General features: G+C 42.9%; 22 protein-coding genes. 8 read left to right on the top strand and 14 right to left on the bottom strand.

From position 1 onward, the window contains the following. Window positions 1–20 precede the first annotated feature (20 nt). From M2R47_RS07000 to rpmH, 8 genes are all read right to left on the bottom strand, one after another. A complete protein-coding gene (locus tag M2R47_RS07000) occupies window positions 21–680 on the bottom strand; it encodes a riboflavin synthase (protein WP_249100925.1) in 660 nt (219 codons plus the stop codon). A gap of 241 nt (window positions 681–921) precedes the next feature. After that, window positions 922–1,971 (bottom strand): bifunctional diaminohydroxyphosphoribosylaminopyrimidine deaminase/5-amino-6-(5-phosphoribosylamino)uracil reductase RibD, encoded by a 1,050-nt coding sequence (gene ribD, locus M2R47_RS06995; protein ID WP_249100923.1) that lies wholly within the window; start codon window positions 1,969–1,971, stop codon window positions 922–924. A 1-nt stretch (window position 1,972) separates the two neighbouring features. Continuing rightward, window positions 1,973–2,440 (bottom strand): transcriptional regulator NrdR, encoded by a 468-nt coding sequence (nrdR, locus tag M2R47_RS06990; RefSeq protein WP_249100920.1) that lies wholly within the window; start codon window positions 2,438–2,440, stop codon window positions 1,973–1,975. Window positions 2,441–2,449: 9 nt separating this feature from the next. Further along, window positions 2,450–3,847 (bottom strand): tRNA uridine-5-carboxymethylaminomethyl(34) synthesis GTPase MnmE, encoded by a 1,398-nt coding sequence (mnmE, locus tag M2R47_RS06985; protein WP_249100917.1) that lies wholly within the window; start codon window positions 3,845–3,847, stop codon window positions 2,450–2,452. Window positions 3,848–3,978: 131 nt separating this feature from the next. After that, a complete protein-coding gene (yidC, locus tag M2R47_RS06980; RefSeq protein WP_249100914.1) occupies window positions 3,979–5,625 on the bottom strand; it encodes a membrane protein insertase YidC in 1,647 nt (548 codons plus the stop codon). Between the two features lie 158 nt (window positions 5,626–5,783). Then, window positions 5,784–6,110 (bottom strand): membrane protein insertion efficiency factor YidD, encoded by a 327-nt coding sequence (gene yidD, locus M2R47_RS06975; RefSeq protein WP_283162930.1) that lies wholly within the window; start codon window positions 6,108–6,110, stop codon window positions 5,784–5,786. Window positions 6,111–6,116: 6 nt separating this feature from the next. Continuing rightward, on the bottom strand, window positions 6,117–6,482 hold the full coding sequence (gene rnpA, locus M2R47_RS06970; RefSeq protein WP_249100908.1) for a ribonuclease P protein component: 366 nt from the start codon (window positions 6,480–6,482) through the stop codon (window positions 6,117–6,119). Window positions 6,483–6,558: 76 nt separating this feature from the next. Next, window positions 6,559–6,693: a 50S ribosomal protein L34 gene (gene rpmH / locus M2R47_RS06965; RefSeq protein WP_003662232.1), complete on the bottom strand. Its 135-nt coding sequence runs from the start codon at window positions 6,691–6,693 to the stop codon at window positions 6,559–6,561. A gap of 606 nt (window positions 6,694–7,299) precedes the next feature. Here rpmH and dnaA point away from each other — a divergent pair. The 5 genes from dnaA (at window position 7,300) to guaA (ending at window position 15,344) form a co-directional block, all read left to right on the top strand. Further along, window positions 7,300–8,685, top strand: coding sequence for a chromosomal replication initiator protein DnaA (gene dnaA, locus M2R47_RS06960; protein ID WP_249100906.1), 1,386 nt, complete (start codon window positions 7,300–7,302; stop codon window positions 8,683–8,685). Between the two features lie 86 nt (window positions 8,686–8,771). After that, on the top strand, window positions 8,772–9,926 hold the full coding sequence (gene dnaN / locus M2R47_RS06955; protein WP_249100904.1) for a DNA polymerase III subunit beta: 1,155 nt from the start codon (window positions 8,772–8,774) through the stop codon (window positions 9,924–9,926). 22 nt (window positions 9,927–9,948) lie between these two features. Beyond that, the gene (gene recF, locus M2R47_RS06950) at window positions 9,949–11,094 is read left to right on the top strand and encodes a DNA replication/repair protein RecF (RefSeq protein WP_249100901.1); all 1,146 of its coding nucleotides are present in this window, start codon (window positions 9,949–9,951) and stop codon (window positions 11,092–11,094) included. Window positions 11,095–11,252: 158 nt separating this feature from the next. After that, window positions 11,253–13,709 (top strand): DNA topoisomerase (ATP-hydrolyzing) subunit B, encoded by a 2,457-nt coding sequence (gene gyrB, locus M2R47_RS06945; RefSeq protein ID WP_249100897.1) that lies wholly within the window; start codon window positions 11,253–11,255, stop codon window positions 13,707–13,709. A 75-nt stretch (window positions 13,710–13,784) separates the two neighbouring features. Beyond that, window positions 13,785–15,344 (top strand): glutamine-hydrolyzing GMP synthase, encoded by a 1,560-nt coding sequence (guaA, locus tag M2R47_RS06940; protein WP_283162929.1) that lies wholly within the window; start codon window positions 13,785–13,787, stop codon window positions 15,342–15,344. 58 nt (window positions 15,345–15,402) lie between these two features. On the opposite strand, the gene M2R47_RS06935 is transcribed toward guaA, so the two are convergent. From M2R47_RS06935 to M2R47_RS06925, 3 genes are all read right to left on the bottom strand, one after another. Then, the gene (locus M2R47_RS06935) at window positions 15,403–15,960 is read right to left on the bottom strand and encodes a DUF2059 domain-containing protein (RefSeq protein ID WP_249100892.1); all 558 of its coding nucleotides are present in this window, start codon (window positions 15,958–15,960) and stop codon (window positions 15,403–15,405) included. Window positions 15,961–16,261: 301 nt separating this feature from the next. Then, window positions 16,262–16,612, bottom strand: a complete 351-nt coding sequence (locus M2R47_RS06930; protein WP_249100889.1) for a RidA family protein — start codon at window positions 16,610–16,612, stop codon at window positions 16,262–16,264. Window positions 16,613–16,664: 52 nt separating this feature from the next. Further along, window positions 16,665–17,921, bottom strand: a complete 1,257-nt coding sequence (locus tag M2R47_RS06925; protein ID WP_249100887.1) for a D-amino acid dehydrogenase — start codon at window positions 17,919–17,921, stop codon at window positions 16,665–16,667. Window positions 17,922–18,274: 353 nt separating this feature from the next. Here M2R47_RS06925 and M2R47_RS06920 point away from each other — a divergent pair, with 353 nt between their 5' ends. After that, complete coding sequence (locus tag M2R47_RS06920) at window positions 18,275–20,119, top strand: ABC transporter ATP-binding protein (protein ID WP_249100884.1); 1,845 nt, start codon at window positions 18,275–18,277, stop codon at window positions 20,117–20,119. An 80-nt stretch (window positions 20,120–20,199) separates the two neighbouring features. Here the strand turns inward: M2R47_RS06920 and def are convergent, their stop codons facing one another. Further along, complete coding sequence (def, locus tag M2R47_RS06915; protein WP_249100881.1) at window positions 20,200–20,712, bottom strand: peptide deformylase; 513 nt, start codon at window positions 20,710–20,712, stop codon at window positions 20,200–20,202. 177 nt (window positions 20,713–20,889) lie between these two features. Between def and hisB the strand changes: the two genes are divergently transcribed. Beyond that, entirely contained in the window at window positions 20,890–21,486 is a 597-nt protein-coding gene (gene hisB, locus M2R47_RS06910; RefSeq protein ID WP_249100878.1) for an imidazoleglycerol-phosphate dehydratase HisB, read from the top strand. A 10-nt stretch (window positions 21,487–21,496) separates the two neighbouring features. Continuing rightward, the gene (hisH, locus tag M2R47_RS06905) at window positions 21,497–22,138 is read left to right on the top strand and encodes an imidazole glycerol phosphate synthase subunit HisH (protein WP_249100875.1); all 642 of its coding nucleotides are present in this window, start codon (window positions 21,497–21,499) and stop codon (window positions 22,136–22,138) included. Window positions 22,139–22,218: 80 nt separating this feature from the next. On the opposite strand, the gene fabF is transcribed toward hisH, so the two are convergent. Then, the gene (fabF, locus tag M2R47_RS06900) at window positions 22,219–23,517 is read right to left on the bottom strand and encodes a beta-ketoacyl-ACP synthase II (protein ID WP_418001189.1); all 1,299 of its coding nucleotides are present in this window, start codon (window positions 23,515–23,517) and stop codon (window positions 22,219–22,221) included. 251 nt (window positions 23,518–23,768) lie between these two features. Next, a complete protein-coding gene (locus M2R47_RS06895) occupies window positions 23,769–24,971 on the bottom strand; it encodes an anhydro-N-acetylmuramic acid kinase (RefSeq protein WP_249100869.1) in 1,203 nt (400 codons plus the stop codon). Window positions 24,972–25,491 lie beyond the last annotated feature (520 nt).

Below are 25,491 nucleotides of genomic sequence, written 5' to 3'. Positions count from 1 at the left end.
TAGTCCACATTGATTAATGATTAGTAAAAACCGCTGTTCATTAAAAGCTCTTTGGTGATCCGACTTTGAGACGACTGACTACCCACGCCAATCAGTCGCTCCAAATAGCGTGCCACCAAATCAACTTCAATATTCACACACCGACCAATAGACCAATGGCGAGCAATGTTCGTCATGGCAACGGTGTGTGGAATGATGTTCAAGCAAACAACATTCCTAGATGGCTGAATGCGATTGGTGGTCAGACTGATACCATCTACCGTGATAGAGCCTTTATCTGCCGTATATTTCATCAACTCAGAGGGCATGGCAATCTCAATGTATGCCGAGCGAGCATCTTTGGCAATCTTGACAATCTTACCCACACCATCTACATGACCTGCCACAATATGCCCACCAAAGCGAGTGGTCGGCAACATGGCTTTCTCAAGATTTAAAGTATCGCCCACACGCCACTCATTGAGTGCCGTGATGGATAAAGTCTCTCTTGAAACATCAACAGCATAGCTACTGCCATCTATTGCCACCACAGTCAAGCAAATACCATTGGAAGCAATCGAATCACCCAATTTCACATCGCTAACATCAAGATTTGGTGCATGAACAGTTAATCGCACATCACCCCCCATTGGCGTGATGTCCGTCAAGGTGCCTGTCGCCTCAATAATGCCTGTAAACATAACTTCTCTCTTTATTAAAATCTGTCGTAAAAGATCTGTGATGAACGACAAATTGCCACGACCGCACTTTTAATATGATGATTAAAAGCACACTTTATCCACAGTATTTTTTGTATGATACCAATGGTAATTTTACGAATAAATGATAAAAAACCTAATAAAATGAGTATTTTACGATAAATAACTGATGAATTTTCCAGATAGGTTGTTGAGTTATCCACAAAGAAAATATCAAGGCTCTTTAAGACCTCACCAACACCAACTTTAAGTCCATGCCAAGTCGCTCATGACTTACCAACCTAAAACGCTTTTGCTCAGACAGTTGCGTCAAGCACATTTCAAAAGCAGCATGCGTCTTTACACCCAAAACACAGGGTGCTTGATAAATGACCAGCTCATCCACCAAATCCTCTTCAATGAACGCACCTGCCAGCCGACCCCCAGCCTCAATCAGAACATCATAGCACTGATCGTGATGCAGCCACCTTAATAATTCGTGCAAATCCTTACGCCAAATCAAAGTATCTTCACGCTGCAGCACCTTGTAATCGCCACGGTCTAATCTATTTCTTCGATCAACAATGACGATTCTTGGCTGGGAAAAACTACTCAAGTCCAGACCGAGTGTGGCTGAACGCACATTTAAGCTGGGATTATCCGCAATGACTGTCCCCGAACCTGTAATGATCGCCCCACTTCTAGCACGCAACCTTTGCACATCTTCACGAGCATCATCACCTGTAATCCATTGAGATTCACCACCTTGCATGGCAATACGACCATCCAGGCTCATCGCCATTTTTAGACGAACATAGGGCCGACCTCTCTTCATGGCTGTCAAAAAACCCACATTCAACGCATACGCTTCTTCCTGACAAACACCGACGCTGACATCAATGCCTGCATCCACCAATTTTTTCACGCCGTTACCACAGACAAGCAAATTAGCATCCATGCAAGCAATGACCACACGAGCAACTCCTGATTTTATGAGAGCATCAGCACAAGGCGGTGTTCTTCCAACATGGCTACACGGCTCAAGTGTAACATACACGGTTGCACCAGTAACATCATGGTCCTGATCTTGTGCATCTTTAAGAGCGTAAACTTCCGCATGAGGAAGGCCAGATTTTGGATGAAACCCACGGCCTATTATTAAGTTATTCTTAACAATGACACACCCAACATTTGGATTCGGCCTGGTGGTAAAACAGCCCTTTTTCGCTTCACTGATTGCCAAGCTCATGTAATACACATCAGCCGAAGTATGATGATTGATGATTGACCCCATCTCACTCCCCAGTTGTCATACCAGCATGAATGTTGGCAAGCTCAGCTTGAAATGCCTCAATGTCCTGAAAATCTCGATAAATACTGGCAAAACGCACATAAGCAACATCGTCTAAGGATTTTAATTCAAGCATCACCACCTCACCCAGTGTTTTACTTGACACCTCACGCTCACCCATATTACGCAGATGTTGCTCAATACGACTGATTGTGGCATCTATCTCATCCGTTGTGGTTGGGCGTTTTTGTAATGGCAACGAAATGGAGCGACGCAGCTTATTCTGATCATAAGGCTCAATCCGTCCATTCGATTTTATGATGCGTGGCATGACCACCTCAACCACCTCAAAAGTTGTAAACCGCTCACCACACTCAGTACATTGGCGGCGGCGGCGTACTTGTGCACCAGCAGCTGCCAATCGAGAGTCAATGACTTTGGTATCAATCGCACTACAATAAGGACAGTACATTATTATTCTTCACTTTCCTATACAAAAACTTGAAAAAATCTTACCCAGCAGCTCATCAGCTGTTACCTGACCAGTGATCTCACCCAATGTTTGTTGCGACAATCTCAAACTCTCTGCAACCAGCTCTCCAGCAAAAAAAGTGGTCAGCTGCTCTTTGGCATCAAGCAAATGATTTTTTGAACGCTTTAGAGCATCGATATGGCGAGTGCGGGCAATCAAGCTATTTTCAGGTGGGTGAAACCCAACTTTATCTTTAAGGTGATCTATGAACTCTGCCAGTCCATCGCCCGTTTCACATGAAACATACTGTGGTTTTAGTGCTTGGGAATGCAGATATAAGGTTTCACATGGAACACTTTCTAGCAAGTCTGCTTTATTAGCCACGACAATCAACTTATCTAAAACAGCATCAAGCTCACCCAGTTCATTAAACTCACACAAGTCCTTAATCAGGCTTACTGGATCATTCTCCGCCTGTGCATCATACATCATTACCAACACATCGGCACGATGAATGGCATCTTTGGCACGACGAATACCAAGTTGCTCAACCTTATCATCGGTCTGGCGAATGCCTGCCGTATCTGTCAAATGTATGGTCAAACCATCAAGATTAATCCGCTCTTCTAGTGTATCACGAGTTGTCCCTGCCACATCTGTAACAATCGCACGATCAGTTCCTGCCAGTTGATTCAAAAGGCTAGACTTGCCAGCATTTGGCTTACCGACAAGCACCACATTCACACCATCTCGAAGTAACTGACCTTGTTCAGCAGTTGCTAAAATGGCATTTAGTTGATTTAAGATATCATCAAGCCTGTCTTCAATCACTCCGTCAGATAAAAAATCCACATCCTCTTCATCAGGAAAGTCAATACTTGCCTCAACATAAAGACGCAATGTGGTCAGCTGATCAACCAGTCCATTGATTTTATCTGAAAACTCTCCAGAAAGAGAGCGTATGGCACTCGTGGCTTGGGCCACAGAGGTGGCAACGATGGCATCCGAAATCGCTTCCGCCTGAACCAAATCAATCTTATCATTTTCAAAAGCACGCATGGAAAATTCTCCAGCCTGTGCTTGCCTTGCACCCAGCTCAAAACAGCGAGAAAGTAGCATGTTTTGTAGCACCACACCACCATGCCCCTGAATCTCCACCACATCCTCTCCTGTGAATGAATGGGGAGCTTTAAAATAAATAATCACACCTTCATCTATCAACCCTCGGTCGCCAAAAAATTTGGCAAAGTGGGCATGTCGCACCCCAAGTTCTGTTTTTTGACTGATTTGACAGCCTATGCGATAAGCATCACGACCAGATAGGCGAATCACGCCCACACCACCTTGCCCAATTGGGGTGGCGATTGCGGCGATGGTCGGCTGCATACTGGCGATAAACTCTGACATGGCACAACTCACTTAATGTAGATCTTAATCATTAACCTTGTATTGTAGCATTTTTATGGGCAATATGGGCGAGAAATTAAACACAAAAAATCCTGCCTCAAGGCAGGATTGTTATTGATGATTAAAGGCGTCTAAGACAATGCTTGGGTTTGTTTCTCAATACGCTTATTTACCCAGTGTTGGTGTGCCATACTAAACAAATTATTAACCGTCCAATAAAGCACGAGACCCGCTGGGAAAAACAGCATGAAAGCTGCAAAAATCAACGGCATGACTTTCATCACTTTTGCCTGCATTGGGTCGGTCGGTTGTGGATTTAGCAACTGCTGAATAAACATCGTTGCCCCCATGATGATGGGCAAAATGAACCAAGGATCCATTGATGATAAGTCTTTAATCCATAGAATCCAAGGAGCATGGCGTAACTCTACCGACTCAACCAAACACCAGTATAACCCTAGAAAAATCGGCATCTGAATCAAAATTGGCAAGCAGCCTGCCATTGGATTAACTTTTTCATCACGGTAAAGCTGCATCATCTCTTGACTCATTGCCATGCGATCATCGCCATGTTTTTCTTTTAAAGCATGTAGTTTAGGTGCTATCGCTCGCATTTTTGCCATTGATACATAGCTTTTATTGGATAGCCAAAACAGTGCCATTTTCACCAAAATGGTCAGGCCGATGATTGCCCAACCCCAATTGCCAAATACCTTGTGCAACGCCTCTAGTACAGCAAACAAAGTCTTAGAAATCGGCCAAAGCAATCCATAATCAACGGTTTTTTCAAGACCTTCTGCCACAGGAGCCAGCTCTTTTTGAACTTTTGGACCAGCATACAAAGTGGCATCCATCGTAATTTGCTTGCCCGCACCAACATTGATGATGGGACTATTAAAACCAATGAAGTGGTCTTTACCACTATTGCGACTATAAAATTGTGCATCAAAACCCCCTGGCGTCCACGCGGAGACAAAATAATGCTGAACAATGCCCACCCAGCCATCACGACTGACAACATTAAGCTTACCATCATTAAAGTTATTGAATTTTAGCTTATTGTATGGATCATTAGGCGTACCCCAAGCACCGCCTAAATAAGTCGCCATGCTCATCATGCCTTTATTTTCAACACCAGGATCTGCACTGTCATCACGCTTCAACTGAGCGTACATCTGACCTTGCCATGTTGATGCTGACGCGTTATTAATGTTATAGCTTAGCTTGATGGGGTATTGACCTGACTTAAAAGTATAAGTCTTGGTGATGGTTACTCCATTTTCCTGATGTACCAAAGGCACTTCAAGCACATCAGACGCACCCATCTCATAGTGAGTTTTTGTAGTGGTATAGATGGCACGCCCAGTTGATGTATCAATACCATTTTGACCAATCAGCCCAGATTGAGCCACATAAGTTCGTGCCTGCGACTCAAGCAGCACAAAAGGCTCTTTACTGTTTAATGTGGCGTCATATTGCTTTAAGCCAACATGCACAATATCGCCACCAACGGGGTTGATGCGAATGTCATAACGATCAGTTGACACACTGATGAGTTGGTTTGGCATGGTTGTCGATGTGTTTAAAATGTCGCCATCAGTGCTGGCTACAACAGGCACATCACCCACAAGTGTGTTTGGAATGTCAGTACTGGAAGTTTGAGTGGCAACAGGAGCAACCTTAGGGGCGTTAGCCATATCATCACGCCAAGCCAATATGAGCAAGTAGGTTGTGATTAAGATGGCAATGATGATTAAAATCCGAAGAATTTTTTGCATGGAATGATTCCTAACAATGCGTTTAGGCACACCTCAAAAGCGTGCTATGATCAAAATTCATCAATAAATTTTTATGAATAAACCTTTTATTCTACTAAAATTTTACGCAAAATCCTAGAAAATATTTTTGACACTCATTCAAGAACACCTCAAGCCACCTACTTTCTCATCAGCCAGTTCAAGCGCGCAACATAACTAAAATCATCGACGAGCACTCCAAGGCCAGTTTTATACACCTCATCCGCAATGTCGTAGTAATACCCGTACATGGGCACAGGCACAAAATCCACACCATGACCACCCCAAGGATGGCAGCTTAGCAATCGCCTTAAAACCAAAACCAAACCTCGTCCAAGACGATGCCATGTCAATGCCTGCCTAGCATAATGCGAACAAGTTGGGTAATAACGACAGCGTGCAGGAATGATAGGACTGATCACTTTTTGATACATCATGATCAACCGCAATAAATAGCATCTTAACATCGTCTATCAGGATTTATTAGGATATTTACTTTTAACAATTTCAAAAATACGATTGATCTCAGGAGATATGTCATGATCTTTTGTGTAGTTTTTCTTAACAATCAACACTAAGTCAACACACTCCATTTCATGTTGGTTTAGACGGAAGATCTCTTTGGTAATGCGTTTAACCTGATTACGCATGACAGCATGTTTAAGCTTTTTTTTGGTAATGGCAAGTCCGATTCTTGGCGTATTTTCACTACCTCTTCCAACAAACATCAGGCAATGCTCGGAATGGATTTTTTTTATTGGTGCATCAAAGACTTTTTTAAAGTCGGCAGGTTTTAACAGTCGCTTATTGCGATCAAAACAAAATGCAAGGCAGGTCATGACGATTATTTCGTAAGGTAAATGGCGTTAAATGGGCAATAAAAAAGCACCAATAATGGTGCTTTTACTTCATCACTCATACAGTTAAGCGATGGCGACCCTTAGCACGGCGACGGGCTAGGACTTGACGGCCTTTTTTGGTAGCCATACGAGCACGAAAACCATGGGTACGCTTGCGTTTTAAAACGCTTGGTTGAAAAGTACGTTTCATAATACACCTTAAGGTTGATAAGCATCACTAAGCTCTGCAGAAGCTTGATTCAGTGAAAGCTTTTTTAGTCTAGCAACATGCTATGTTTATGTTGTTCTCACTATAAAAGTCGTGAAAATCATATTGAATCATATCAAATGCGTCAGTCTTTGTCAAGGAGAAATTGACAAAATGCTGGTAAACTCAAAAAAATATTGAGCAAGCTTGATTTTTTTAGGAGTGCCTATCGCCGTTCATTTTTTTAAAAAATTAAAAGTTATCCACAGATTTACCTTGACTTGTTTACTAGTATTTATATTTAAACATGGTAATAATAGTTTGTTTAAAAGTCTGTGCATAAGTATAAAAAAAATATAAAAATCATAAACTTATTTTGTGGAAAAGTTTGTTAAATAACTGTGAATATTTTGTGAATTATTTACGATAATGACTTATCCACAACCTTTTCCATAAAGTTATCCACAAAAAAATATGTTTTAAATTTTAAAATTTTGTGTTAATATCTGCCTAAATTTTATAGTCAATCGTTGCCATCTGTGTTAGAAATGATGTGGCATGATTGACTTGATTTTTTTTTGGTTGTTTGAGCTGAGGTGTGAAGGATGAATGAGTATGTCATTGTTTGATGAAGTGGCAACGGGTGAGGTCGCTACCCCCACCCTTGATGTTTGGCAAAAATGCTTACAAGATTTGGCTTTTGAGGTGCCAGAGTCTGATTTAGTGCGTTGGTTATCACCCCTGAAGCCAAGCATTGAGGGTGAATTTTTGGTGCTTTATGCAATTAATCAGTATTTCATCAATCGCATTAATCAAGACTATATTGAGCTGATTGAGCGCTTGGTGAAAAAACATGCGTCAGATGGTGTGCTTGGTGTGCGCTTGGAGGTGACCAAATCTACAGAAACGCCTGTCAGTATTGAGAGATCTGTCAAAAAAAATAAAGTGAGTACGCAGATCGAAGAAAGTGAGCAGATCGAAGAGCATCACACTTTTGATGCTTTTGTCAAGGGGAAGTCGAATGCTTTTGCTTATAATGCGTGCTATGAATTGGGGAAGAAAGCAGGCGAAGGATCTTATTCACTGGTATTCTTGTACAGTTCGTCAGGGCTGGGCAAGACTCATTTGATGCATGCTGTGGCACACCGCTATCAAAAGGCTGGATTGAAATTTTGTTGCCTGACGAAAGATCACTTCTTTCGCATCGCCAAAGAGGCTTTTCGTGATGGCAAGGTGGATCAGTTGGTTAAAAGAATTTGCAAGGCGGATTTGCTCATCATTGATGATATTCATTTAATTAATGCTAAGCAAGCCCCAAAAGTCGCCGATGTGCTTTTGACGATTTTTAGTGAATTTGGAAAAGATAAAAAACATCGCATCATTTTGGCTTCTGATAGGCACCCAACCCAGCTCAATAATTTTGATGAACGGTTTAAGTCTCGGTTCTCAGGTGGTCTAAATCTACTTATTGAGCCCCCAGATATTGACATGCGTGTGCAAATCTTGGAGAAAAAAGCAAGTTTATTGAACATGATGTTACCAAAAGAATGTGCTTTATTTATTGCTCAAAATGTTGCACCAGATGTGCGTCGATTGGAAGGGGCGCTTAATCAAGTTCATGCCAATCACGCGATGTCGGGTGAGCCTGTAACGCTATCACTTGTGCGTCATGCCATCAAGGATCATGTTGAAGCGAGAGCTCGCGCGATTAATGCTGACAATATCCGAGATTTGGTGGCGCAGTATTATGGTGTGTCCATTAAGGATTTGATGGGTAAAAAGCGTGCCAGAGCGATTGCTAGACCTCGCCAAATGGCGATGGCGCTCATTCGTGAGTTAACTCAAGACAGCTTTCCGGAGATTGGACAGTTTTTTGGAGGTCGAGATCATAGCACCGTCATGCATGCGTGCAAGGCAATTCAGGAGCTTAGAGATGAGGATATTAAGGTGGAGAAAGCTTATCAGGCTTTAAAAGCCACCTTGGAATTTGAGTGATTATCAACCTTGTTGCACCAAAGATTGTGCTTGTATTTGCATCAAAAACTAAGTACCATACACAAAAATTATTGGGGAAAATAACAATGAAACTTACCATCAGTCGAGATCTTTTAATCAACGCCATCAGCTTGGTTGCAAAAGCTGCCGATAAACATCATCGCATCGGACCTATTTTGGCCAATATTAAATTCATCCTGAAGCCAGAACTATTAACTCTTGTGGCATCTGACTTGGAGGTTGAGCTGACAGCGACGGTTAAGCTACCCCAAGGAGCGTGCATTGAGGCCGGAGAGACGACCTTGCCAGCTGAAAAATTGTTCACCATCTGCAAGACGGTATCTGATGAGGTAATGTTGCTAGATGCCAGCGAAGCACGTTGCTTGGTGATTGGTGGTAGGGCGAAATATACCCTAAAAACCCTACCAGCCCAAGATTTTCCAAGTATTGGATCGCCAAGCATCACCACTTGGTTGCAGATTTCACGCACAACACTGCACGATTTGATTGCTCATACTCGTTTTGCCATGGCAACCCAAGATGTTCGGCACTATCTGACAGGCATGTTGTTTGAAATTAATGGTGATCAGTTGACTGCCGTGGCGACGGACGGTCATCGTTTGGCAGTGGCACACCGATCTTTAGGGATAAGTCATGAGGAGCGTCGTGTTACCATGCCAGGAAAAGCAGTGGGGGAGCTTGAGCGATTGTTGGGCGAGGTTGGTAAAAATAGTGAGGATGAGCAGGTTTGTGTTGGTTTTGATGATAACTTTATGCAGGTGTCGCTTGAATTTGATGAAAGTGGTGAGTATGGTGGCATGCAAGTGGGCATGGTAGCGCGTCTTATTGAAGGCAAATTCCCTGATTATCGTCGTGTATTCCCTTCCAATCATGATAAATCGGTGCTTTTTAATAAAGATGAGTTGAGTGAGGTGTTGCGTCGTCTTTCAATCTTGGTAAGTAAAGATGCACCAGGCGTATTGTTCAATTTTTCACAAAATGGTGCAGTTAAGGTGAGTGTGAATAACCGTGAGCAAGACGCTGCCGAAGAGAGCTTGGTGGGCAGCTATCAAGGTGAGCCTTTGGAGATATCTTTTAATGAGGCGTACTTGCGTGCGGTGTTGCGTGTGCTGGATGGGGATATTCGCATTGAAATGACAGAAGCGGTGAAGCCTGCTTTGATTTATCAGGTGGGTGATGAGATGAATCATCAGTATGTTATCATGCCGATGCGTGTATGACAATATTTGAGCGTGTGTCATCATGATTCATGAGTTACGCATTCATGCCTTTCGAAATCTAAGCCAAGTGTCGCTTTGCCCCACTCGATGCAATGTGATCATTGGTAAAAATGGCAGTGGCAAAACATCGCTATTAGAGGCGGTGTTTTTGCTTTCTCGGGGTAAGAGCTTTCGTCATCATGAGCCAAGACGCTATATCCAGCATCGCACTCAGTTCTGTGCGGTATGGGCACGCATTGACAACCATAAAACGATCGCCATTCAAAAGCAGTTGGGTGCATCAGGATTGGCAAATACTTTATTAAAAGTCAATCAGTCGGTGGTAAGTGGTCAAAGCACACTGTCTTTTTTGTTGCCAATGTTGCTTGTTGATCCGACAGGTATGTCGGTGCTAGAAGAGGGTAGTGCAAATCGCAGACAGCTTCTTGATTGGTTGGCGTTTCATGTGGAACCAGATTTTTATCCAAAGTGGCTGTCTTATCAGCGCCTATTAAAGCATCGAAATGCCTTATTAAAATTTAATGTCTTGCCGACCCAAGAACTTTTGGCGTGGGATAGGGAGCTTTGTGAATGCGCTGATGTGTTGCATGGGTGTCGCCAAGCAATTTTTGATAGGTGGCAGGGCTTTTTTGAGGAGATGATAGGCAAGCTTATTCCTAGCCATCAAGGCAGACTTTCCTTGAATTATCAGCCAGGTTTTGATGTGCAGGTGGGGCTTTTTGATACTTTGCGACAGCGAATGGTTCAAGATCAAGATTTGGGTCATACTCGTATTGGTGCACATCGTGCTGATTTGATGGTTGTCTTTAAAAATATCAGCGACTGCGGAAGAGGAGTGAGAGAGCAGGCGGCACATGTGTTGTCTCGTGGTGAGAAAAAACTACTCATCACTGCATTAAAATTATCTCAATTACAACTGATTTGTGAGCATCTAAGTGAGGTGAAGCCAGTGGTTTTGATTGATGATGTGGATGCTGAGCTTGATGGTGAAGCGATTGAGGTGTTGCTAGGAACGGTGTTGGCTTTGCCATGTCAGCTATTCATCACCAGCCTGCAAGAATCTACTGCTGAGTGGGTGCGTAAAAAAATGGCGAAGTTTGGGCAAGAGGACCAGCTTTCCTTGTTCCGTGTGGAGCATGGGTCTGTTCAAAAGCAGGATTGGGCCTGATGGATACTTGTGGGGCTTTTTGATCATGATGTAGGCTTGCCAAACGCATGGCTTTTTTTTGAATAAAATGCTATAATTAACGGATATTTTGACCATTCATGACGCTTGATGATGAGGTATTGCAACAATCATGGCGGCGTATGATTTAAGGAATTTTTATGACCGAGCAGACGCAACATAATGAGCTTTCTAATACTCAAAACAGCGAATACAGCTCAAAAAACATCCGAGTTTTGCGTGGGCTTGAAGCGGTGCGTGTTCGCCCAGGCATGTACATTGGCGATACGGATGATGGTACAGGTTTGCATCACATGGTTTTTGAGGTGGTGGATAATGCCATTGATGAAGCATTGGCTGGCCATTGTGATGAGATCAATGTCATCATTCATGAAGACGAGTCGGTGTCGGTCATGGATAATGGTCGTGGCATTCCTGTGGATACCCATCCAGAAGAGGGGGTGTCGGCAGCACAGGTAATCATGACGGTGCTGCATGCTGGTGGTAAGTTTGATGATAATTCTTACAAAGTCTCTGGCGGTCTGCACGGTGTTGGGGTTTCGGTGGTCAATGCCTTATCTAAAAAACTTATTTTAACCATCTGTCGTGATGGCTACTTGCATACTCAAAACTATACTGATGGTGTGCCTGATTTTGAATTAAAAAAGGTTGAGCCTACTGCCGAAACAGGAACACGATTACGATTTTATCCCAGTGAAGAAATTTTTAGTGGTACGATTTTTGATTATGACATTCTTGCCAAGCGTTTGCGTGAGCTGTCCTTTTTAAATTCTGGCGTGCGTATCGTTCTGACTGATGAAAGAGATGACAAGACTCAGGGTTTTGAGCATAAAGGTGGTTTGTCTGAATTTGTCAGTTTTATTAATGAGGGCAAGCAGACCTTAAATGATATTTTTCATTTCACCACGCAAGGCTCTGATGGCATTGGTGTTGAGGTTGCTTTACAATGGTCGGACAGCTATAACGAAAAGGTGCTGTGCTTTACCAATAATATTCCTCAAAAAGATGGCGGTACGCATTTATCAGGGTTTCGCACCGCCTTAACTCGCTGTCTTAATCACTACATGGAAAGTGAACACATCGGTAAAAAAGAAAAAGTGCAGGTGACAGGCGATGACGCACGAGAAGGGTTGGTAGCAATCGTCTCGGTGAAAGTACCAGACCCAAAATTTAGTTCACAGACTAAAGACAAACTTGTGTCTAGTGAAGTCAAGTCTGCGGTTGAAACAACCATGCACGAACGCCTAAGTGAGTATTTATTAGAAAATCCTGCCGCTGCCAAAGCAATCGCGGGTAAAATCATAGATGCTGCCAGAGCTCGTGAGGCAGCTCGCAAAGCAAGAGAGATGACTCGCCGCAAGACTTCGTTGGACATTGCAGGACTTCCAGGTAAATTGGCAGACTGCCAAGAAAAAGACCCTGCCTTATCCGAGCTTTATATTGTGGAGGGTGATTCAGCAGGAGGTTCTGCCAAGCAGGGTCGCAACCGAAAAATGCAGGCGATTTTGCCATTGAAAGGTAAGATTTTGAATGTTGAGCGAGCCAGATTTGATAAGATGTTGTCTTCTGCTGAGGTTGGTACTTTAATTACCGCTTTGGGTACGGGTATTGGTGTTGATGAGTATGATGTCAACAAACTTCGTTATCATAAGATCATCATCATGACCGATGCGGATGTTGATGGTTCGCACATTCGCACGCTGCTTCTAACTTTCTTTTTCCGCCAAATGCCAGAGCTGATTGAGCGTGGTCATATCTACATTGCCCAGCCCCCATTGTATAAGATTAAGAAAGGCAAGCACGAGCTGTATCTTAAAGATGATGAAGCTTTAAAATCCTATCTGCTGTCTGCAACGATTGATGATAATCAGTTGTTTTTGAGTAAAGATACGCCTGCGATAACCGGCTTGGCATTACAAAAGTTGCTTAATGACTATAATCAATCACAAACCATCAAAGCCAGACTTCAAAATAAATATCCATCACAGGTACTTGATGCACTAACTTTCATGCCAAAATTCAATGCCAGTTTTCATGATAAGTCTGCCATGCAGGCATGGGCTGATAAACTGCAACTAAAGCTTGATGAGTTGGCTAAAGATGTGTCTCCGCAAGTGGCGTTGATTGAGGTAACTGGTTCGGATGAGGCTGATAAGCAACAATGGTTGCCAAAAGTTACGATTTTTATCCATCGTCTGCCACAAGATTACCTACTAGATTCGGCATTTCTCAATTCATCTGAATATGCAAGACTTCATCGACTCTCTGGTGAGTGGAATGCGGTGCTGGGTGATGGTGCTTTCTTGCGTCGTGGTGAAAAAGATATGGCGATTCAGGATTTTCATCACCTATGGAGTCATATGATGGCGGATGCTCGTCGAGGCATGACCATTCAACGCTACAAGGGCTTGGGCGAGATGAATGCTGATCAGCTTTGGGAGACCACAATGGATCCAGAAAATCGCCGAATGCTTAAAATCACCATTGAAGATGCCATCGCTGCTGATCATCTGTTCAACTGCCTGATGGGTGATGAAGTCGAACCGCGTCGCATATTTATCGAAGAAAACGCCTTGAATGCAGACATTGATGCATAGAATTTGCTTGCTTAGTCTGATAAACACCACAAACACTATTCAAGCCCCTTTAAAAAATTGTTAATAGGATGAATCATGACCAATATCACCACCGACCGCATTCTTATCTTGGATTTTGGCTCACAATACAGCCAGCTCATCACTCGCCGCGTGCGTGAGGCAGGCGTGTACTCAGAAATGTATGCCTATGATGCCAGCGATGAGGAAATTCGTGCTTTTGCTCCAAAAGGCATCATTTTATCTGGTGGGCCTGAGAGTGTTTATGCAGACAATGGTCCAAAAATTCCACAGAGTGTTTTTGAGCTTGGTGTGCCTGTGCTTGGCATTTGTTATGGTTTTCAGGCGATGACCGCCCAACTGGGTGGTGAGGTAGTGGCAGGTACGGTCAAGGAATTTGGTCATGCAAAAATCGACATAGTGGCACAAGACAGGCTGCTTGTTGATGTGGCGGACACACAGAACCAGTCGCAGGTTTGGATGAGTCATGGCGATAAAGTCTCTCGTCTTGCGGACGGATTCATCACCACTTCCAGCACGCCAAGCTGTCCTTTTGCATCAGCGTCAGATGAAGATCGCCGATTTTATGGTGTGCAATTTCATCCAGAGGTAACCCATTCTGATAAAGGTGAGGTTTTGATTTCTAATTTTGTGCATGGCATTTGTGGCTGTGGCAATGCATGGAATAAAGAAAGTATCATTGAGCTAAGAGTTAAGCAACTTCGAGAGCAAATTGGCGATAATCAGGTTTTGCTTGGATTGTCAGGCGGTGTGGACAGTTCGGTGGTGGCAGCCTTACTTCACCGAGCGATCGGCGATAAGTTGACTTGTGTGTTTGTGGATAATGGTCTGCTTCGACTCAATGAAGGGGATCAGGTGATGCAAATGTTTGCAGAAAATATGGGCATTCGTGTTATTAGGGCGGATGCTGAAAATCGTTTCCTGACGGCTTTAGCTGGTGTTACCGACCCAGAACAAAAGCGCAAAATCATTGGGCGAGAGTTCATTGAGGTTTTTTCAGAAGAAGCCAGAAAACTAGATGGTGTGAAATTTTTAGCTCAAGGTACAATTTACCCTGATGTCATTGAGTCTGCCAAATCTAAGCATGGTAAGGCACATGTGATTAAGTCGCATCATAATGTGGGTGGTCTGCCTGATGATTTGGCATTTGAATTGGTTGAGCCTTTGCGAGACTTGTTTAAAGATGAAGTGCGTCAATTGGGTGTGGCCTTAGGCATTCCTGCTCACATGATCTACCGTCATCCATTCCCAGGGCCTGGTTTGGGTGTGAGAATCTTGGGTGAGGTGAAAAAAGAGTATGCTGATATCTTAAGATTGGCAGATGACATATTTATGCAGGAGCTTCGTGCATCTGGCTGGTATGATAAGACTGCACAGGCATTTGCCGTTTTTCAGCCTGTTAAATCTGTTGGCGTTGTGGGAGATGGTCGTCGCTACGCATGGGTGATTGCTCTGCGTGCTGTCGAAACAGTTGACTTCATGACCGCTCGTTTTGCCCATTTGCCGTATGAACTGGTGGATAAAATCTCAACTCGAATTATGAATGAAATCACCGATGTGTCTCGTGTGGTCTACGATGTGAGTAGTAAGCCACCCGCAACGATTGAGTGGGAGTGATAAACGGCTAAAATAAATCCCCTATCAAGACATCTAGGGGATTTATTGTTTGGGGGTGTTATTGCTGCAAAATTTCTTTTAAACGACTTTCAAATTCGGCTGAATTTTTTATCACCCCTTGCTCTATCAGTTGAATCAATTCTTTATCATTCAAAAAATCTGCCATCACATTATTAAGTAATTGTGATGTAATGTGAACCTCTTTCGCAATGATGCTTTGGCCAAGTGGCGTGTCATAAAATTTGATTAAGGCATCCACTTCTTCTTGATTGTAATACTTCTTGGCAATCAGTAAATAACTGTCTGCCACTTGTTGTGGTAGAGCACTGGTATCAACTTCCGCCCAAACTTTTTCGGCAAATTCTTGTGTCAGGGCTTCAAGCTGTGCCTGCTTGTCTGCTGACAAGCTTCGAAACATGGGATTGTTTAGATTGTTCTGCGTAAATGAATTGATAAAACCAAATTTTATTCCTTCTTGAATATTTTGTTCTGCATTAACTATTTTTATTAACTTGAGTAAAGAGGCATCATTTGGAACTTTTGCTAGTGAGATATTTGATCCAAATAAAAGAGCGGTAGTCAAGCAACCAGTCAGAATGCTTTTTTTGATTTTCATGAGTTATCCCTAATTTGAATGATAATTATTATATGTTATCATTAAGGATTTTGACTGTCAAGTTGTTTTAAGAAAGCAGGCGAGATGATGTGTTAATCGGTATTTCATATAAAGCACACTGTCATTTAATTGCATGCCATGAATTTACTAATGAGTTTTGGCTATGTGATAAATTCAGATTATGTTATGATTGATGATTGGGGTGAAAAAGAAATTGCTAGATTGCACATGGTAAATAAGAAGGGGGTTGTGATGTTATTCATTGCACCCCCCACGGAAACAATCAGAATTTCATTATTTATCAAATGGCAGCAGTAACAACAATTTCTACAAGCCAGTTTGGATTGACTAAGTTTGCTTGTACTGTTGCACGAGTTGGCGGTGTGACCCCTGCCATCCATGCCGTATATTCACTGTTGAATTGCTCAAAATCTTTCAAGTCTTTAATGAATACTTGGGCGGTGAGTAGTTTTGACTTGTCTGTGCCAGCTTTGGCGAGTGCCTTATCAATATTGTTCAATACTTCTCGTGTTTGCCCGATAATATCCAAGTCATCATTGTCTGGAACTTGACCTGCTAAATAGACTACGCCATTGTGGATGGTGATTTCGGTAATGGTTTCGTTACTGTCTATTTTTTTGATTTCGCTCATGTTATTACCTTGATTGTTGAAAATTTGTCGTGCATGCCGTATGTAAAATATGTCATTTTTTTGTGTAACGACTTAGATTTAAGCCTTCCAATGAAATTTCTGCTGTTTTGCCCAAAACGATGTCGTTTAACAATTTGCCAGAGCCACATGCCATTGTCCAGCCAAGTGTGCCATGTCCCGTATTGATGAATAGGTTGTTAAATTTAGTCGCCCCAATGATTGGTGTGCCATCTGGAGTCATTGGGCGAAGACCTGTCCAAAACTTAGCATTCGCCAAATCCCCACCGTCGAATAAATCTTGAGTAACCATTTCTAGCGTTTTACGCCGTGCTGGTCTTAAGGACTTGTCAAATCCAGAAAGTTCTGCCATGCCACCTACGCGTATGCGATTATCAAAGCGAGTGATGGCAATCTTATATGTTTCATCAAGTACGGTGGAGCAGGGTGCCCTGCTTTCGTCAATGATGTCAATTGTAAGAGAGTAGCCTTTAACAGGATAGACGGGCAAGTCAAGACCTAGGTTTTGAGCGAGTTTACGAGAATAGCTACCCAATGCCAACACATAACTGTCTGCTTCTAAAGTTTCGCCGTTAGCAACAACACCGATGACCTTTTGATTGTCAGCAATGATTTCATCAATCACAGTATTGAATTTAAACTCCACGCCAAGTGCCTTGCAGTGTTCTGCAAGATGCTTAGTAAACAAATTGCAATCACCAGTCTCATCATTAGGCAGGCGTAAACCACCTAATAGGTTGGCGGTTGCATGAGCCAGGGCGGGTTCGGCTTTGACCAGACCGTCTTTATCCAATACTTCATATGGCACGCCACACTCGTCCAGTACTTTGGTGTCTAGTTGCATTGCTTCTAGCTGTGCGGGCTTTCTGAATAACTGAAGTGTGCCGCCAGTGCGATGCTCATAATTAAGCTTGATCTCATCACGCAATGCACGAATGCAATCACGACTGTATTCTGAGATGCGCATCATGCGTTCTTTATTGACCTCGTAAGCATCCGAATTACAGTTGGCAAGCATTTGACGCATCCATGCCATCTGAAAGCTTGTGCCATCTGGGCGAATGGCAAGGGGGGCGTGTTTTTGAAATAACCATTTCATCGCTTTGGCTGGAATGGAAGGGGCTGCCCAAGGTGTGGAATAACCAGGAGAGATTTGCCCTGCATTGCCAAAACTCGTCTCTTCACTGACATTCGCTTGACGCTCAATAACGGTAACTTTTGCCCCATTTTTGGCGAGGTAATAAGCGGTACAAACGCCAATTACGCCACCACCTAGAATTATGATTTTCATGCTGTACTCTGTCTGTCCATAAAAAGTGCGACATCACTTTACTTGGTATTTTATATGATGCTGATGATGAAAACAAGGTGTATTGAATGAATTTGGAGGTAAATGGTGAATGTTGGTTGTGGGTGTGCCATGTGAATTGATGGGTGGTTTTTGGGTTTACTAACTTAGTATATGAGCTGGTGTCTTTGTGGGAGATTTTGGACTGGGTATTTGATCATGAATGAGGCCTTAGGGCAGAAGTTGCTAACTGATGACTGTGTGATTTGGAATGAATTTTAAATAAGGTTGATGTGACAAAAGACATTTAAAAAGTCTGTTATAATGTCTTCATCATTCCATCACTGCTTGTACATATGTCATTATTTTCTTATTTTGAACGAAAAATCAATCCTTATCCGTGTACTTCCATGCCAACCATGACACACAGAAAGCTGCTGGGGTTCTTATGGGCTTGTACACAAGGAGCTAGGGCTTGGATTTTGATTCGTCTGCTATTATCGGTATTTCTTGGAGTCTTTGGTTCACTGTTGTTTGCTTGGGTGGGTGATATTGTGGACTGGCTAACCATTTATAAGCCGAGTGAGCTTTGGCAGATGAAAGGCTCGGTAATCATGATGATGCTAGGGGTGTGCACGCTGTCTATTGTTGGAGAGCTGTTTGGCAATTTGGTGCGATTTCAGGTGCTTCAAGGTGTGATGCCCATGCGGTTGCGTTGGTGGTTTCATAAGCATATGCTAGGACAGTCGATGCAATTTTATCATGATGAGTTTTCAGGTCGTGTGTCGGCAAAAGTCATGCAAACAGCGTTGTCGGTGCGTGATACTATCATGACGATGGTTGAAATGGTGGCGTTTGTTTCGGCGTACCTGGTAACCAGCGGCGTGATATTGTTTGGGTTGGATTTTTGGTTATTTTTGCCGTTTTTGGCATGGCTTTTGGTGGTTGGCTTGATGATGTGGTTTTTTTTACCAAGATTAAGACAATCGGCAAGTGCCCAAGCGGACGCACGAGCTTTGATGACAGGAAGAGTAACAGACGCCTATGCAAATATTGGTGCGGTCAAGCTGTTTAGTCATTCTCAGCGTGAGCTTGGTTATGCCAAGTCGGCCATGCAGGACTTTATGGTAACGGTACATGCACAAATGCGCTGGGTCTCTGTGCTTAATACAATCACCGAGACGGTTTCTTTGCTAATGATTGTCGGCAGCACGGCGATTGGTATGTATCTTTGGATCGTGGGGGAGGTAACGGTGGGAGCGATTGCCATCGCCTCTGGTATCGCTTTGCGTCTTAAAGCCATGATTCAGTGGATTATGTGGGAAATGGCCAGTTTGTTTGAACATATTGGTACGGTGCAAGATGGCTTAAATACGCTGGCAGTACCACATGCCATCATAGATGATGACGATGCCAAAGTGTTGGTTGTCAGTCGTGGGCGGATTGTATTTGATGAGGTGTTGTTTAATTACGGCAATGCAGATGAGGGTCAGTTATTAGATCAATTTTGTTTATCCATCAAAGCAGGCGAGAAAGTTGGCTTGGTGGGTAAATCAGGTGCAGGCAAATCCACATTGGTTAATTTATTGCTTCGTTTTTATGAGATACAAGGGGGTGAAATCTGTATTGATGGGTGGGATATTAGCAAGGTAACTCAAGAGTCTTTGCGTCAAAATATTGGTATGGTTACCCAAGATACTTCTCTGCTGCATCGTACTGTGCGAGAAAATATTGCTTATGGAAGACCAAATGCGACGGATGATGAAATCATTGCGGCAGCCAAAGCTGCTCACGCATGGGATTTTATTCAGAATTTGCAGGATAAGCATGGTAATGTAGGTTTGGATACCCAAGTGGGTGAGCGAGGCGTCAAACTTTCTGGTGGTCAGAGGCAGCGAATTGCAATTGCAAGAGTGATATTAAAAAATGCACCAATTTTATTACTGGATGAAGCAACTTCTGCCCTTGATAGCGAAGTGGAATTTGCCATCACTCAAAGTCTTGATGCCATGATGTCAGATAAAACTGTCATTGCCATCGCTCATCGATTATCTACGATTGCTTCAATGGATCGACTGGTGGTGATGGATCGTGGGAAGATTGTTGAGATGGGCAGTCATGATGAGTTGATTGCCAAAAATGGTGTTTACGCTCAGTTGTGGGCAAGGCAATCTGGTGGTTTCTTAGGTGAGATGACTTGATTGGGGTGGATTGATGGATGATAAAAAACAACTCAAAAGCACTTTGTTGAGTTGTTTTTTTATTGGTGATGCGTGTGATATTAGCTTTTTTTGGCGATGACCTTACGCACTTTATCACGAGCTCTGTCTTGTTTTAAGCGTGATAAATAATCCACAAAAACAACGCCATTTAAGTGATCAAGCTCGTGCTGAATGCATACCGCAAGCAGTCCATCCGCCTCAATGCTGAACGCCTGCCCGTTTTCATCAAGTGCGTCAATACGCACACGAGCAGGTCGTTCTACTGTGTCGTACACTTCTGGAATGGAGAGGCAACCTTCTTGATAGGGGGTGAGTTCTTCGGTAAGTGGCGTGACTTTTGGGTTGATATAGACTTTTGGCTGAGGCTCTTCTCCTTCTTTTGCCAAGTCCATGGTGATCACTTGCACATGCCTGTCCACCTGTGTTGCTGCAAGACCGATACCGCGTGCCGCATACATGGTCTCAAACATGTCATTGATAAGTGTCTTAATGTCATCATTAATAACCTCAACCTCTTTGGCGATGGTTCGCAAGCGAGGGTCTGGATAGTGCAAAATTGGTAAAGTTGCCATAAATCTCTCAAATCGTTGATTAAAAATCGAACTATTATAATCCAAAGCTTCAAGGTTGGCAAAAATTATCCAAGTCGCTTTAACACATGTCGTCATCTTAAAAAAATTTTTTCCAAAGTCATTCTTTTTTTGTGTAGAATAAAGCGTTTATTTAAAGACTGATATTAAGGATTGCTCATGATCGCACCACGCACCGCTCAGGTTACTCGTAATACCGCCGAGACTCAAATTAGCATTGCCATCAACATTGATGGTACGGGGGTAGGTGATATTGATACGGGTGTGCCATTTTTGGATCATATGTTGGAGCAGATTACGAGACATGGGCTGTTTGATTTGAAAGTTAAATGTGTGGGTGATACGCATATAGATGATCATCACAGTGTTGAGGATACAGGCATTGCCATTGGTCAGGCACTAAAAGCTGCTTTGGGTGATAAAAAAGGCATTCGTCGCTATGGGCATTTTTATGCACCACTTGATGAGAGTCTTAGTCGTGTGGTGGTTGACATTTCAGGTCGTCCAAGCTTACACATGAATGTTCCGTTTACCCGTGCTTATGTGGGCAGATTGGATGTGGATTTATTTAGTGAATTTTTTTATGGTCTGGTCAATCATGCGGGCATCACACTACACATTGACAACATAAAAGGTAAAAACAGCCATCATCAAATTGAGAGTGTCTTTAAGGCATTTGCTCGAGCGTTGCGTATGGCATGTGAAGTTGATGAGCGTGCTGGCGGCAGATTACCCTCAACCAAAGAAATGTTATAAGGGGTTGGTCATGACTAAGGTTGCATTACTTGATTATGGCGTGGGAAATTTATTTTCTGTGGCCAACGCGTTGAGTGTGTCAGGGGCTCAAGTTACTATCACTAACAATCCAAAAGACATTGAGGCTGCAGATAAAATCATGTTGCCAGGGGTTGGTGCCATGCGAGATTCCATGTATCACATGCAGGCGTGCGGTGTTGACATTGCGGTAAAAAAAGCATTGTTGACAAAGCCTGTTATGGCGATTTGTGTGGGAATGCAAGCGCTGTTTGATTATTCCACCGAAGGGGGTCGTGTGTCTTGTTTGGGCGTGGTGGCAGGCAGTGTCGAGCGTTTTGATGAGTCATGGATGCAAAACTCGGAATTGATTAAGATTCCCCATGTTGGCTGGAATGCGGTTCATACCGACAGCGATCATGTACTGTGGCAGGGCTGCAATGATGAATATTTTTATTTTACACACAGTTATTATTGCAAACCTGACCGAGAGGATGTTCGTAATCAAGGGTTGATAACTGCAAATTGTGAGTACGGACAGTCATTTTGTGCCAGTCTTATTAAGGATAATATCTTTGCTACTCAGTTTCACCCAGAAAAAAGCCATCGTGCGGGCTTAAGGCTGCTTCACAACTTCATCAATTGGAAAGTCTGATGTTTCATGTGGAACATGGTAAGCGGTAAAAAATCAGGATAGGCATGCCTATCCTGATTGATAACAGTTGCTTTAAACGCTCAATCTTGCCAGCGTGCAAAAACAAGACTGCCATTCGTACCACCAAAGCCAAAACTATTACTGATGGCATAATTGAGATTTTCTACCTTACGGGCATTATGGGCAATGTAGTCTAGGGTGCAGTTTTCATCTGGATGATCCAAATTAATGGTTGGTGGTAGAGTCTGGTTTTGTAATGCCAGTACGGTAAAAATTGCCTCAATCGCCCCAGCAGCCCCAAGCAAATGCCCTGTCATGGACTTGGTAGAGCTGACCAAAATGTCATCATCAAACAAAGCGGCAATCGCCCGACTTTCGGCGACATCGCCAGCAGGTGTGCTGGTGCCATGTGCGTTAATGTACCCTACTTGATTGGCACTGATGCCTGCATCTGCTAGGGCGTTTTGCATGGCTCTTTTTGCACCGCCGCCATCTTGGGGGGGTGCGGTGATATGGCTGGCATCATCACTCATGCCAAAGCCAACCAGTTCTGCTAGGATTGTTGCGCCACGATCCTTGGCGTGGGCTAGGCTTTCAAGTACTAAAGCACCAGCACCATCACCCAACACAAAACCGTCTCTATCTTTGTCAAAGGGGCGACTGGCTTTGGTTGGTTCGTCATTTCTGGTTGAGAGTGCGTGCATTGCTCCAAATCCTGCCATGCCAAGTGGTGTGGAGGCTTTTTCACTACCACCTACCAAGACGGCATCAAGATCGCCATGTGCAATCAGTCGCGCTCCGATGCCGATAGCATGGGTTGAGGTGGTGCATGCAGTTGCTGTGGCAAGGTTCGCTCCTTTTAGACCATGTCTGATGGCAATTAAGCCTGCTGACATATTGACGATGGCACCTGGAATGATAAAAGGAGAGACTTTTTTGGCACCATATGATTTTAGCATATCCCGACTGTTTTCAATGGTTCCAATACCGCCAATGCCTGATCCCATTACTACGCCAAAACGATCTCCATTGACATTGATGGGCAGACTATCGCCTTTCACATCTTCAACTAATCCAGCCGAGTACAATGCTTGTGCGGCTGCCACTTGAGCGTAATGTATGAATTCGTCATAACGACGGATTTCTCTTGGGTTTAAGAAGTCTTTGGCATTAAAATCCTTAATCAACCCTGCAATTTTTGAACGAAACTCATCAAAAGGTAAACCATCAAGCCCTTCAAGCTTGGTGATGCCGCTAACGCCATTTATCAGATTGTTCCATATGGTATCTAAGTCGTTGCCCACAGGGGTAATTGCCCCCATACCAGTGATGACAATTCGAGCGTGGTCTGGTCGGTCAGAGTGCGGTATTTTTTGCATGATATACATCCATTCATTTTTTGTTACAAATTAGCTTATATTAGCATGATTTTTATATGATGAAAAGTTTACAGATGTTTTAAAAATACTCGCCATTCAGTTCATCATGTCATTTGTATGATAACTTGACCAATTTAACCAACAGTTTATTGAGATTAACTGATTAAAATATGGCAAAATGCCTTATCAAGCATGTGTCTTTAGTCATGATTGACGATTGAGACGCTAATAAAGTGTCTAAGGTGTATTAATTAAGGAAAACAAACTTGCCCTAAAACGACTGATTTCTTTGCACCAGTTACGCTGGGTAGATTGTTGGGTTGGGATAGCATGGTTTGTTGTGCCAGCCAAGCAAAAGCCAAACTTTCAACCAGGGTGGGTGGTATGCCAAGGGTTTGGGTGGATTGAATGTGCCAAGTTGGTAGGTTGTGAGCAAGGCGTGTCATTAAATAACCATTCAATGCCCCACCTCCACAAACGAACAAATCACCAAACGCCATGATTTTTGATAATGCACGAGCAACACTGACGCTGGTCAGTTCTACAAGTGTCGCCTCAACATCAGCAGGAGTGTGAGTGCTGTTATAATTTTTGTTAAATTTTTCCAACTCCTGATCAAGCCATGCTAAGTTAAATTCCTCTCGCCCTGTGCTTTTTGGATAAGGTTTTTCAAAAAATGGGTGAGTGAGTAATTGTTCAAGCAGTGGCATGATGATTTGGCCAGATTTTGCCCAGTTGCCATTTTTGTCAAAATCTGCTCCTGTATGCCGCTTTATCCAGCCATCAAGCAAGAGATTGGCGCAGCCAGTATCAAAGCCAATCACCTCACGCTCGCCATGGGATAATACCGTGATGTTGGCGATGCCACCAAGATTAAGTAATGCTCGATGATTGGTATCATCATAATCGCTATTAAAAATCGCTTCATGAAATGCAGGTGCAAGTGGTGCCCCCTGCCCATTTACCGCCATATCTCGACGACGAAAATCACTGACAACGGCAATGTTGGTGCGTTCTGTTAAGACATTCGGGTCTAATAATTGTAAGCTAAAACGCCACTGTGGGCGATGGCGTACCGTCTGACCATGACAGCCAATCGCACAAACAGACTCGCTGCCAACACCCGCCTTATTTAATAGTTCATGCACCACTACGGCTGCAAGTTCACCATATTCAACACTTGCCCAGCCAAACACATCAAGCTCGCTTTCAAAGTCAACTGCGGCTTGTTTTATGTAATCATCAACACCGTTTGGCATGGTCAAGGCAGCCAAAGCGGCCTTTAAGTTGCTAGGAAAGGAAATGCTATGACTTGCGATCACTACCGGCCGTTCGTCAAACCTACACAGCACAGCATCCAGTGCATCCAGGCTTGTCCCACTCATCATGCCAATAAAATAGGGTTGTGAATCTAAATTTTCTAAATTTAGTGAGTCGTATAAAAAATCGTTCATCGTGGTTAGCCATTATCTTTGGCATCATGAAAAATTGAATACCAAAATACCCATTGTGTTCATCATAGAATATAACAAAATATCATACATAATCCAACCAAAAAAAAGATCTGATTGTCAGATATGAGCAAACAACCCCTAAAACTTAAAACAATACCATGAACGAAGGCGTGTGCAAGTGATAAAAAATATAAAATAAACAATGAGTTGTAAAAATTTTTATAAAATCAATAAAACCCCCCTTTACAAAATAAAATATTAGCGTATAATACACCCCACTCAAGCAGACAGGCAAACAAAACTTGTTTAAATTCAATAACTTAAGCAACTTTTGATTTAACCATTTCATTCAAAGTTTTTAAAGTTAAAGTTCTTAAAATCGTTCTCAAAAACATTTTAAAAAAAACTTTAAAAAAAATTGAAAAAAATGCTTGACATTAAATAAAACTGGCGTATAATACGCACTCATTCGCTGGATGACAACGAATGACACTATTTAAAATCCAAACTAAAGAACAAC

Origin of the sequence: Moraxella oculi, assembly GCF_023336735.1 — a bacterium.
In the GTDB taxonomy this organism is placed as follows: Bacteria; Pseudomonadota; Gammaproteobacteria; order Pseudomonadales; family Moraxellaceae; genus Moraxella; species Moraxella oculi.
Note: the sequence above shows the minus strand (reverse complement) of the source record. Positions and strands in the feature narration are given on the sequence as shown.

Excerpts from the sequence above, each read along its gene's own strand:
- recF (WP_249100901.1), top strand. The coding sequence starts at position 9,949 with ATGATTCATGAGTTACGCATTCATGCCTTTCGAAATCTAAGCCAAGTG.
- rpmH (WP_003662232.1), bottom strand. The coding sequence starts at position 6,693 with ATGAAACGTACTTTTCAACCAAGCGTTTTAAAACGCAAGCGTACCCAT.
- fabF (WP_418001189.1), bottom strand. The coding sequence starts at position 23,517 with ATGCAAAAAATACCGCACTCTGACCGACCAGACCACGCTCGAATTGTC.
- mnmE (WP_249100917.1), bottom strand. The coding sequence starts at position 3,847 with ATGTCAGAGTTTATCGCCAGTATGCAGCCGACCATCGCCGCAATCGCC.
- yidD (WP_283162930.1), bottom strand. The coding sequence starts at position 6,110 with ATGTTAAGATGCTATTTATTGCGGTTGATCATGATGTATCAAAAAGTG.
- rnpA (WP_249100908.1), bottom strand. The coding sequence starts at position 6,482 with ATGACCTGCCTTGCATTTTGTTTTGATCGCAATAAGCGACTGTTAAAA.
- M2R47_RS06895 (WP_249100869.1), bottom strand. The coding sequence starts at position 24,971 with ATGAACGATTTTTTATACGACTCACTAAATTTAGAAAATTTAGATTCA.
- hisB (WP_249100878.1), top strand. The coding sequence starts at position 20,890 with ATGATCGCACCACGCACCGCTCAGGTTACTCGTAATACCGCCGAGACT.
- dnaA (WP_249100906.1), top strand. The coding sequence starts at position 7,300 with ATGAGTATGTCATTGTTTGATGAAGTGGCAACGGGTGAGGTCGCTACC.
- M2R47_RS06925 (WP_249100887.1), bottom strand. The coding sequence starts at position 17,921 with ATGAAAATCATAATTCTAGGTGGTGGCGTAATTGGCGTTTGTACCGCT.
- M2R47_RS07000 (WP_249100925.1), bottom strand. The coding sequence starts at position 680 with ATGTTTACAGGCATTATTGAGGCGACAGGCACCTTGACGGACATCACG.
- nrdR (WP_249100920.1), bottom strand. The coding sequence starts at position 2,440 with ATGTACTGTCCTTATTGTAGTGCGATTGATACCAAAGTCATTGACTCT.
- M2R47_RS06935 (WP_249100892.1), bottom strand. The coding sequence starts at position 15,960 with ATGAAAATCAAAAAAAGCATTCTGACTGGTTGCTTGACTACCGCTCTT.
- guaA (WP_283162929.1), top strand. The coding sequence starts at position 13,785 with ATGACCAATATCACCACCGACCGCATTCTTATCTTGGATTTTGGCTCA.
- M2R47_RS06930 (WP_249100889.1), bottom strand. The coding sequence starts at position 16,612 with ATGAGCGAAATCAAAAAAATAGACAGTAACGAAACCATTACCGAAATC.
- ribD (WP_249100923.1), bottom strand. The coding sequence starts at position 1,971 with ATGGGGTCAATCATCAATCATCATACTTCGGCTGATGTGTATTACATG.
- hisH (WP_249100875.1), top strand. The coding sequence starts at position 21,497 with ATGACTAAGGTTGCATTACTTGATTATGGCGTGGGAAATTTATTTTCT.
- yidC (WP_249100914.1), bottom strand. The coding sequence starts at position 5,625 with ATGCAAAAAATTCTTCGGATTTTAATCATCATTGCCATCTTAATCACA.
- gyrB (WP_249100897.1), top strand. The coding sequence starts at position 11,253 with ATGACCGAGCAGACGCAACATAATGAGCTTTCTAATACTCAAAACAGC.
- dnaN (WP_249100904.1), top strand. The coding sequence starts at position 8,772 with ATGAAACTTACCATCAGTCGAGATCTTTTAATCAACGCCATCAGCTTG.
- def (WP_249100881.1), bottom strand. The coding sequence starts at position 20,712 with ATGGCAACTTTACCAATTTTGCACTATCCAGACCCTCGCTTGCGAACC.
- M2R47_RS06920 (WP_249100884.1), top strand. The coding sequence starts at position 18,275 with ATGTCATTATTTTCTTATTTTGAACGAAAAATCAATCCTTATCCGTGT.